Below are 7,810 nucleotides of genomic sequence, written 5' to 3'. Positions count from 1 at the left end.
GGTCACGTCTCGACGGAAATCAACAGCCGGACTGCCTTTTTTTTGCTGCCCATGGGTTGCGTAAGGCCATCTGTCGCCGGATCGCGGAGGCCGAAGGCGATGTGTTCAAGGTTATGGCGGTCAGCCGGTATACCGATATCAAAGAAGCACAAAAATACTGTGACCGTTTTAACCGTAAGGGCCAGACCAACTCGGCTATCACGGGCGTCCCCGACGAGGTGGTGGGCGAACCAAACCTGACTAACCCTTCTTAGCGGCCCGTCAAATACCCCTTCAACACCTTGAAAATAAATGGAAATGAAGGGATTTGGTAGGCCCGGAGGGACTCGAACCCCCAACCAAGGCGTTATGAGCGCCCTGCTCTGACCATTGAGCTACAGGCCCTGACCGGCGCCACCTTTGATCAAGGAAAGCGCCTTCGTCAAGGACGAGAACGCCAGAGTTCACGAAAAGCCGGACAATCCATATGCGCTTGAACAGCTGCCGCTCCTATGGGTTGATAGCGGCATCGATCCGCAGATTGCGGCACCAAACGGAGATCAGATCATGTCCAGACCCACCCTGATTGCCCCGCTGACCCTGGCGCTGATGGCTGCTTGGCCGGCGCTGGCGGCAGACCCCGACAGTTGTGCAACCGTCCGCCTGTCGGACCCCGGCTGGACGGATATCACTGCCACCAACGGCGTTGCTACGGCCGTGCTGCAGGGGCTGGGCTACAAGCCGCAGATATCCACTCTTTCGGTTCCGGTCGGCTATGAAGCACTGAAAACCGGCGATATCGACGTATTCCTGGGCAACTGGATGCCCGCTCAGCAGAAATTCCGCGACGACCTCGACGCCTCGGGCAAGACTCAGGAACTGGTCCAGAACCTGACTGGCGCGAAATTCACCCTTGCCGTTACCGACGTGGCTGCAGATCTGGGCGTGACGGATTTCGCTGGCCTTGACGCGCATAAGGATGCCTTCCAGGGCAAGATCTATGGTATTGAGCCCGGCGCCCCGGCGAACCAAAGCATCCAGAAGATGATCGAGGCGGACAAGTTCGGCCTCGCTGACTGGGAACTCGTCGAATCCAGCGAACAGGGCATGCTGGCGCAGGTACAGCGCAACGACAAGGCGGGCACCCCCTCGGTCTTTCTGGCCTGGGCGCCGCATCCGATGAACATCAAACTGAAAATTACCTATCTTGCCGGCGGAGACGAAGAGTTCGGCCCGGATTACGGCGGTGCGACCGTCCATACTTTGGCGCGCAAGGAATGGGTCGCGGCCTGCCCCAATGCCGCCAAACTGTTCAGCCAGCTGACCTTTACCGTCGATATGGAAAACCAATTGATGGGCAATATCCTCGATGATGGCGCGGACCCGACCGATGCCGCGAAAGAGTGGATCAGCCAAAATGATGAGACCGTAGGGAAATGGCTTGACGGGGTTACGACGCTGGACGGAAAACCCGGCGCCGAGGCAGTTCTGGCAGCGGTGAAGTAATTGAAACGTCCCAATATCCTGATCCTGATGGCCGATCAGCTGTCGGGGGTTTTGTTCCCCGACGGCCCGGCGGATTTCCTGCATGCTCCGAACCTCAGGGCGCTTGCGGAACGCTCGGTGCGCTATTCGAATGCCTATACGGCCAGCCCGCTTTGTGCGCCGGGACGCGCCAGCTTTATGTCAGGGCAGTTGCCCGGCAGGACCCGCGTTTATGACAACGCCGCAGAATTCGTCAGCGACATTCCAACCTATGCCCACCACCTGCGGCGCGCGGGCTGGCATACCTGCCTGTCGGGCAAGATGCATTTCGTCGGCCCCGACCAGCTTCATGGTTTCGAAGAGCGGCTGACAACCGATATCTACCCCGCTGATTTCGGCTGGACCCCCGACTATCGCAAACCGGGCGAGCGGATCGACTGGTGGTATCACAACCTCGGCTCGGTCACCGGCGCCGGAGTGGCCGAGATCACCAACCAATACGAATATGACGACGAGGTTGCCTTCCACGCCGCGCAAAAACTTTACGACCTGTCGCGGCGTCAGGATGACCGGCCATGGTGCCTGACGGTCAGCTTTACCCACCCTCACGACCCCTTTGTCGCGCGCAGGAAATACTGGGACCTCTACGAAGGCGCGCCCGAGCTTGAGCCGCCCGAGGCGATCCCATACGATCAGATGGACCCCCATTCGCAACGCCTTATGGACGCCTGCGACTGGCGCGCGTTCGAGATCACACCCGATCATATCCGGCGGGCGCGGCGCGGCTATTTCGCCAATATCTCCTATGTCGATGACAAGATCGGCGAGCTGCTGGACGTGCTCCGCCGCAGCCGGATGGAGGATGACACCATCATCCTCTTCGTATCCGACCATGGCGAGATGCTGGGTGAACGCGGCCTGTGGTTCAAGATGAGCTTCTTTGAAGGCTCGGCCCGGGTTCCGCTGATGATCTCGGTCCCAGGCGGCAAGACGGGGCGCGTCGACAAGCCTGTCTCGACGATAGATGTGCTGCCGACACTGTGCGACCTTGCAGGTATCTCGATGTCCGAGGTCAAGCCCTGGACCGATGGCTACTCTCTTGCGCAAGGGGCCGAGGGGCGCGGGCCGGTAGCGATGGAATATGCCGCCGAGGGCAGCATCGCCCCACTGGTGTGCCTGCGTGACGGCGACTGGAAATACATCGCCTGTCAGGCCGACCCGGAAATCCTCTACAATCTCGCCGAGGACCCGGCCGAACGCATCAACCGTGCAAACGACCCAACTGCAGCCGAGGTGCTTACCCGTATGCGCGCAATAGCGGCAGAGCGCTGGGATCTCTCCGCCTTCGACGCGGCGGTGCGCGAAAGCCAGGCCCGCCGCTGGGTGGTCTATGAGGCTCTGCGCAACGGTGCCTATTTCCCCTGGGACTACCAACCGCTGATGCGCGCGTCCGAACGTTACATGCGCAACCATATGGATCTGAACGTGCTTGAGGAATCCAAGCGCTATCCAAGGGGCGAATGAATGCTCCCGCTCTCCCCCGGCAGATTTGCGGCCATCCGCCTAACGCCGGGGGAAGATCCTCTGACCGCGCTGCGCGCCTTGCAACGTCAGACCGGGGCGCAGGCCATGGCACTGGTCACCTGCGTGGGCAGCCTGACCCGTGCCGTCATCCGCCATGCAGACCAGCCCGACAGTACCAGCTATCAGGGCCATTTTGAGATCACGTCTCTGGTCGGCACGATCGACCCTGCCGGCCAGCACCTGCACCTGACCATCGCGGACAGCAAGGGACGCGCCTTCGGCGGCTACCTCCTGCCGGGATCACAGGTCTACACGACCGCGGAAATCGTGGTGGTGATCCTGGAGGGGCTGACCTTCAACCGCGCGCCCTGTCCCCTTTCGGGCTGTACCGAGCTGGTTGTGCACAAAACGCCGGACAAGGGATAAACCCATCCGCTTCTTTCGTGCCAAATATCCTCGGCCAAAGGCCGAAACACCCCCTTACAAGCCGCACTGTTTTCGGAACTCTTAGTACCATCAGGGCGTTACTGCCCCGTTACCAGTCAAGAGGATTCCTCCCATGTCCGACCTCCTTGTTATTGCTTTCGACGACGAGACCACCGGTTTTGAACTGCGCACCGAGCTGGTGAAGATGCAAAAGGAATATCTGATCCAGCTTGAGGACGCGGTTGTCGTCACTCGCCCCTCGGCCGACGACATTCAGTTGCATCAGGCCGTCAACCTGACCGCCGCGGGCGCACTTGGCGGCGGGTTCTGGGGCACGCTGGTCGGGCTTGTATTCCTGAACCCGCTGATTGGCGCTGCAGTGGGTGCCGGGGCGGGCGCAATCGCCGGCAAACTGTCCGACATCGGCATCAACGACGATTTCATGCGTGAACTTGGCCATTCGATCCAGCCGGGCGGCTCGGCGGTCTTTATCCTTGTGCGCAAGATGACCGCTGACAAGGTGCTGGCGCGGCTCGAAGGTTTCCACCTGCGCGGCCGGGTCCTGCAAACTTCACTGCCCGACGCCGAAGAGGAACGGCTGCGTCAGGCTTTCGCCGGCGGCAAGCTTGGCTCGGCTTTGGGCCTGCCTCAGGCGGACCAACCGGCTGGCACACCCACAGAGGCTGCCAAACCCGAAGCCTGAGGGTAATCAAGCAACTCGGGTCCTGGTCTGAGCGCTTGACGCAAGGGGCATGGGCGTGACAGGACGCCTCCATGCCCCGCCGCATGGACATCATCGACCACCCCGAGGCGCAGCCTCATCCCCGCCCAGCCAAGCGCCGCGCGCGGCCGCTGCGGCGGCTGGTGCTTTGGCTGTGGTCATGGGTGCGCTGGATCGGGGCGCGACTTCTGGCGCTGATGTTCGTGCTGGTCTTTCTCTTTTCCTTCATCAACCCGCCGACCACCTGGACCATCATTCAGGGCCAACGTGAATTTCCCGGCCGGGCGACCCGCGAATGGACCGATCTGGACGAGATTTCGCCCCATATGCTGCGCGCCCTCGTCGCGGCCGAAGACGCCAATTTCTGCAATCACTGGGGTTTCGACATGGTCGAGATCCGGCGTGTCATTGCCTCGGGTTCATCTCGCGGCGCCTCCACCCTGACCCAGCAAACGGCAAAGAATGTCTTTCTGTGGCAGGGGCGCAGCTGGCCCCGCAAAGTGATGGAGACGATCTATACCCCGATGATCGAGGCACTGTGGTCCAAACGCCGCATCGCCGAGGTCTATCTGAACATCGCGGAATTCGGGCGTGGCATCTTTGGCATCAAGGCGGCGGCGGCGTATTATTTCCAGACGACGCCTGACAGGCTGACCCTGCGCCAGGCGGCAGCACTGGCCTCGATCCTGCCCTCGCCCCGCACGCGCAACCCGCAGACCGGATCGGCGCGCACCCGTTCAATCGTCAGCGGGGCCGAGACGATCCGCGCGGATGGCCGCGATTCCTGTCTGCTCCTGCCGCGCTGATCCGCCCATCCCGCGCCATGACAGTTGAAACTATACGTCCCGGGGCGTATCAACCACAGGCCCGAGAACGAAGCGGTTTCCCCCTGATGAATACCTCGTCGCCCAATTCCACGATTCGCCTTTACCACGTCGCCCTGTCGCCCTTTTGCCGCAAGGTGCGGCTGGTGCTGGCCGAAAAGCGGATCGAGGTCGAGCTGGTCGAGGACCGCTTTTGGGAGCCGGGCTCGGAAATTCTGCGCCGCAACCCGGCGGGCAAGCTGCCGGTTCTGCGCATGGACGGTCGGTTGATGGCCGAAAGCCAGGCGATCTGCGAATATCTGGACGAGATCCAGCCCCAGCCGCCGCTGATGCCCGTCATGGCGATCGAGCGTTACGAGGTTCGCCGCCTCTGCTCGTGGTTCGACGACAAGTTCAACGCCGAGGTGACCAAACCCGTGATGACCGAACGGGTGTGGAAAAAGGTCATGCGGCTGGGCTATCCCGATTCGCGCACCGTCAAGGCGGGGCTGTCGGCGATACGCTATCACCTCGATTACATGAAAAGCCTGCTTGAACATCGCCGCTGGCTGGCTGGCGATGTGATGACGCTGGCCGATTTCACCGCGGCGGCGCATCTGTCCTGCCTGGATTATATCTCGGACGTGGACTGGACCTATTCCTCCGAGGTTCAGGAATGGTACGCCAAGATCAAGTCGCGGCCGGCGTTCCGCAGCCTTCTGGCCGACCACCTGCCGGGCGTGCACCCGGCGCCGCATTATGCGCTGCTCGACTTCTAGGCTGACCGATCCGGCAGAAATCCGTTCGCGGCTTGAGGAACAGGCACGGGCCGAGGGTTTCTCGGCCCTTGGCATTTGCGCCCCCGACGCCGCCCCCGAACTGCCCCGACGCCTGGCCGAGTTTCTGGATCACGGCCGCCACGGCCAGATGGGCTGGATGGCCGAGCGGACGCATTGGCGCGCCTCACCCGCAAGCCTGTGGCCCGAAGCGCGCTCGATCATCATGCTGGCCGAGTTGTACACTCCCGAACATGACCCGATCGAGGTGCTGCGTCACAAGGATCGCGGCGCAGTCAGCGTCTATGCTCAGGGCAAGGATTACCACGATCTGGTCAAAAAGCGCCTCAAGCGGCTGGGCGGCTGGCTGGTCGGGCTGACCGGATGCGAAATCAAGGTCTTTGTCGACACTGCCCCGGTGATGGAAAAGCCGCTGGCACAGGCGGCGGGCCTTGGCTGGCAGGGCAAGCACACGAACCTTTTGTCGCGCGACCTCGGCAGCTGGTTCTTTCTGGGCGCGATCTTTACGACGCTGGACCTGCCCCGGGACGAGGCCGGGCACTCGCATTGCGGCTCATGCCGGGCCTGCCTTGACGCCTGCCCGACTGCGGCCTTTCCCGCGCCCTACCAGCTGGATGCGCGGCGCTGCATTTCCTACCTGACCATTGAGCACAAAGGGCCGGTCGATGCCGGACTGCGCCCGCTGCTTGGCAATCGCATCTATGGCTGCGACGACTGCCTTTCCGCCTGCCCGTGGAACAAATTTGCGCAGGCCGCGACCGAGCTGCGTTATCACGGTCCCCATGGAGCCCCGGCGCTTGCCGAGCTGGCACAGCTTGATGACGCCGGCTTTCGCGCCCGGTTCTCGGGCAGCCCGATCAAGCGCATCGGCCGCGACCGGATGGTGCGCAATGTGCTTTATGCGATAGGCAACTCGGGGCTTGCGCAACTGCGCCCGCTGGCCGAAGCGTTGCAGCATGACCCCGACCCGGCGGTCGCCGATGCGGCACGCTGGGCTTGTGAGCAATTGCCATGACCCAACCCGACAGCCCGTCACAAAGCCTGCACCACAGCCGGGTCCCAAGCGCGGTTCAGCGCCCGCTGCAAAGCCCGCTGCGAGGCATCGTGCTGAAATGTCTCAGCGTAGTGGTGTTCACGCTGATGGCCTCGATCGTCAAGGCAACCGCCCGCGACGGGCTTGGCGTGCCGCCGGGCCAACAGGTCTTTTTCCGCTCGCTCTTTGCCATCCCGGTGATCCTGATCTGGCTCGCCTGGCGGCATGAACTTGGCGTGGGGCTGAAAACCTTTCGCCCGATGGGACATCTGTACCGGGGCATCATAGGTACCGCCGCCATGGGGATGGGCTTCTGGGCGCTGGCCCTGCTGCCCTTTCCCGAGGTGACGGCCATCGGCTATGCCGCCCCCCTGCTGACTGTAATCTTTGCCGCGATGTTTCTGGGCGAGGATGTGCGGCTGTTCCGCCTTTCGATGGTGGTGCTGGGGCTGATCGGGGTGGTGATCGTGCTGTCCCCCCGCCTGACTTTTGGCAATGCCGGAATGGGGTACAAGGAAAGCCTGGGTGCCATGGTCACGCTGTCGGGCGCCGCCTGCACGGCGCTGGCCCAGATCTTTATCCGCAAACTCGTGCAGGAAGAGCGGACCTCGGCCATCGTCTTTTGGTTCTCGGTCACCTCGACGCTGCTGGGGCTGCTGACGATCCCCTTTGGCTGGGTGATGCCCGATGCGAAAACCGCGGCGCTGCTTGTCACCATAGGGTTGCTGGGCGGGCTGGGTCAGATCCTGTTGACCTCGGCCTATCGCTATGCAGATGCGTCTCTGGTCGCGCCTTTCGAATATGCCTCGATGCTGCTGGCAATTCTGATCGGCTGGTTCATCTTTGACGAGGCACCGACCGTGGTGATGCTGGCCGGGGCAGCGCTGGTCATCACGGCCGGTATCCTGATCATCTGGCGCGAGCGTCAGCTGGGGCTTGAACGCAACCGCCAGCGCAAGGCCATGACCCCGCAGGGTTAGACCTGATCGCCATTCAAGGTTCATAAATCGGCTGATGAGTGCTTCACAGGCCTCCGTGTTGA

General features: G+C 62.3%; 9 protein-coding genes and 1 tRNA gene. 9 read left to right on the top strand and 1 reads right to left on the bottom strand.

Annotated features, from left to right (window positions below; all coding sequences use genetic code 11):
- Positions 1-254 (top strand): phage integrase (locus tag PARACOCCUSGL_RS22085; protein ID WP_010400373.1); only part of this gene is annotated, 254 nt, incomplete at its 5' end.
- Positions 255-308: 54 nt separating this feature from the next.
- On the opposite strand, the gene PARACOCCUSGL_RS0119185 is transcribed toward PARACOCCUSGL_RS22085, so the two are convergent.
- Positions 309-384, bottom strand: a tRNA-Ile gene (locus tag PARACOCCUSGL_RS0119185).
- 162 nt (positions 385-546) lie between these two features.
- Here PARACOCCUSGL_RS0119185 and choX point away from each other — a divergent pair.
- The 8 genes from choX (at position 547) to PARACOCCUSGL_RS0119145 (ending at position 7,748) form a co-directional block, all read left to right on the top strand.
- Positions 547-1,485: a choline ABC transporter substrate-binding protein gene (gene choX / locus PARACOCCUSGL_RS0119180; RefSeq protein WP_083825874.1), complete on the top strand. Its 939-nt coding sequence runs from the start codon at positions 547-549 to the stop codon at positions 1,483-1,485.
- A complete protein-coding gene (gene betC, locus PARACOCCUSGL_RS0119175) occupies positions 1,486-2,988 on the top strand; it encodes a choline-sulfatase (protein ID WP_010400371.1) in 1,503 nt (500 codons plus the stop codon).
- Positions 2,989-3,414: a PPC domain-containing DNA-binding protein gene (locus tag PARACOCCUSGL_RS21040; protein WP_010400370.1), complete on the top strand. Its 426-nt coding sequence runs from the start codon at positions 2,989-2,991 to the stop codon at positions 3,412-3,414.
- Positions 3,415-3,547: 133 nt separating this feature from the next.
- Entirely contained in the window at positions 3,548-4,117 is a 570-nt protein-coding gene (locus tag PARACOCCUSGL_RS0119165; protein ID WP_010400368.1) for a DUF1269 domain-containing protein, read from the top strand.
- Between the two features lie 71 nt (positions 4,118-4,188).
- A complete protein-coding gene (gene mtgA / locus PARACOCCUSGL_RS0119160) occupies positions 4,189-4,941 on the top strand; it encodes a monofunctional biosynthetic peptidoglycan transglycosylase (RefSeq protein WP_010400366.1) in 753 nt (250 codons plus the stop codon).
- Positions 4,942-5,027: 86 nt separating this feature from the next.
- Positions 5,028-5,717 carry a glutathione S-transferase family protein gene (locus tag PARACOCCUSGL_RS0119155; protein ID WP_010400365.1) on the top strand — a complete coding sequence of 230 codons (690 nt, stop codon included), beginning with the start codon at positions 5,028-5,030 and terminating at the stop codon, positions 5,715-5,717.
- A complete protein-coding gene (gene queG / locus PARACOCCUSGL_RS0119150) occupies positions 5,698-6,750 on the top strand; it encodes a tRNA epoxyqueuosine(34) reductase QueG (RefSeq protein WP_010400364.1) in 1,053 nt (350 codons plus the stop codon). The genes PARACOCCUSGL_RS0119155 and queG overlap by 20 nt, the downstream gene beginning before the upstream one ends.
- The gene (locus tag PARACOCCUSGL_RS0119145; RefSeq protein ID WP_010400363.1) at positions 6,747-7,748 is read left to right on the top strand and encodes a DMT family transporter; all 1,002 of its coding nucleotides are present in this window, start codon (positions 6,747-6,749) and stop codon (positions 7,746-7,748) included. The genes queG and PARACOCCUSGL_RS0119145 overlap by 4 nt, the downstream gene beginning before the upstream one ends.
- Positions 7,749-7,810: the final 62 nt, after the last annotated feature.

Source organism: Paracoccus sp. TRP (genome assembly GCF_000185925.1).
GTDB lineage: Bacteria > Pseudomonadota > Alphaproteobacteria > Rhodobacterales > Rhodobacteraceae > Paracoccus > Paracoccus kondratievae.
Note: the sequence above shows the minus strand (reverse complement) of the source record. Positions and strands in the feature narration are given on the sequence as shown.